Consider the following 1,790-nt stretch of genomic DNA (forward strand, 5'->3'; position numbering starts at 1 on the left):
GGCTGGGTTTGCTGTCGGTGTTGCAGAAAAATCTCAAATCATCGACGGTTCAAAAGTGGCAGCAGGGGATGTGATTCTGGGGCTTGCTTCAAGCGGTATCCACTCAAATGGTTACTCACTTGTTCGTCGTGTCTTTGCGGATTACACAGGTGAAGAAGTTCTCCCAGAATTGGAAGGAAAAAAACTGAAAGACGTTCTTTTGGAGCCAACTCGTATCTACGTCAAAGCGGCTTTGCCACTCATCAAAGAAGAATTGGTGAATGGAATTGCCCACATCACAGGTGGTGGTTTCATCGAAAATGTGCCTCGTATGTTCGCGGATGACTTGGCTGCTGAAATTGATGAAAGCAAAGTCCCAGTCCTTCCAATTTTCAAAGCCCTTGAAAAATATGGAGAAATCAAACATGAAGAAATGTTTGAAATCTTCAACATGGGGATTGGTCTCATGCTTGCGGTAAAACCAGAACATGTGGAGCGTGTCAAAGATCTTCTTGACGAACCTGTTTATGAAATCGGTCGTATTGTGAAGAAAGATGGCGCAAGTGTGGTGATTAAATAATGGCTAAAAGGATTGCTGTTTTTGCTTCTGGAAATGGTTCAAACTTTCAGGTGATTGCAGAACAATTTCCGGTAGAATTTGTCTTTTCAGATCACCGGGATGCCTATGTCTTAGAACGTGCGAAAAACCTTGGTGTGGCTAGCCATGCCTTTGAACTAAAGGAATTTGACAATAAAGTGGCTTATGAAGAGGCTATCGTCAAACTTTTGGATGATCACCAGATTGATTTGGTTTGTTTGGCCGGTTATATGAAAATCGTCGGCCCAACCTTTCTAGCGGCCTATGAAGGCCGTATCATCAATATTCACCCGGCTTATCTTCCAGAATTTTCAGGTGCTCATGGCATTGAGGATGCTTGGAAAGCAGGTGTTGCTGAGAGTGGCGTGACTATCCATTGGGTGGATTCTGGCGTTGATACCGGTAAGGTTATCAAACAAGTCCGTGTGCCACGTCTTGAAGGGGATACCCTTGATACTTTCGAAACTCGCATCCATGAAACAGAGTACAAGCTCTATCCAGAAGTGTTGGAACGTTTGGACGTTGCACGAAAATAAGGAAGTGCTAGAGCTGAAAGAAAATTTTCGACTGTAGCAGATAAAGAACTTTTTTAAAAAGGAAAAGAAAGAACATGACTAAACGCGCACTAATTAGTGTTTCAGACAAAGCGGGCATTGTTGAATTTGCCCAAGAACTCAAAAAACTTGGTTGGGATATCATCTCGACAGGTGGGACTAAAGTTGCCCTTGACAATGCTGGGGTAGATACCATTGCTATCGACGATGTGACTGGTTTCCCAGAAATGATGGACGGTCGTGTGAAGACCCTCCACCCAAATATCCACGGTGGTCTTCTCGCTCGTCGTGATTTGGATAGTCACTTGGAAGCAGCAAAGGATAATCAGATCGAACTGATCGACCTTGTTGTGGTCAATCTTTACCCATTCAAGGAAACCATCCTCAAACCAGACGTGACTTACGCTGACGCGGTGGAAAACATCGATATCGGTGGGCCATCTATGCTTCGTTCAGCAGCAAAAAACCACGCTAGCGTGACCGTTGTTGTAGACCCTGCTGACTATGCTGTTGTGCTTGACGAATTGGCAGCTAATGGCGAAACAAGCTATGAAACTCGCCAACGTTTAGCGGCTAAGGTTTTCCGTCACACAGCGGCTTATGATGCCTTGATTGCAGAGTATTTCACAGCTCAAGTGGGTGAAAGCAAACCTGAAAAA

General features: G+C 44.5%; 2 protein-coding genes and 1 pseudogene. All 3 read left to right on the forward strand.

Going from position 1 to position 1,790, the window contains the following annotated elements; translation table 11 throughout:
* Positions 1–559, forward strand: a 559-nt coding sequence (locus PAN06_RS14080) for an AIR synthase-related protein (protein WP_269796642.1), incomplete at its 5' end; no start/stop codon positions are given.
* Entirely contained in the window at positions 559–1,113 is a 555-nt protein-coding gene (purN, locus tag PAN06_RS14085) for a phosphoribosylglycinamide formyltransferase (protein ID WP_269796643.1), read from the forward strand. The genes PAN06_RS14080 and purN, both read left to right, overlap by 1 nt.
* Positions 1,114–1,187: 74 nt before the next feature.
* Positions 1,188–1,790, forward strand: a pseudogene (locus PAN06_RS14090) (bifunctional phosphoribosylaminoimidazolecarboxamide formyltransferase/IMP cyclohydrolase); the annotation flags it as partial.

The sequence above is a fragment of the Streptococcus sp. SM3 genome, assembly GCF_027497875.1.

Excerpts from the sequence above, each read along its gene's own strand:
- purN (WP_269796643.1), top strand. The coding sequence starts at position 559 with ATGGCTAAAAGGATTGCTGTTTTTGCTTCTGGAAATGGTTCAAACTTT.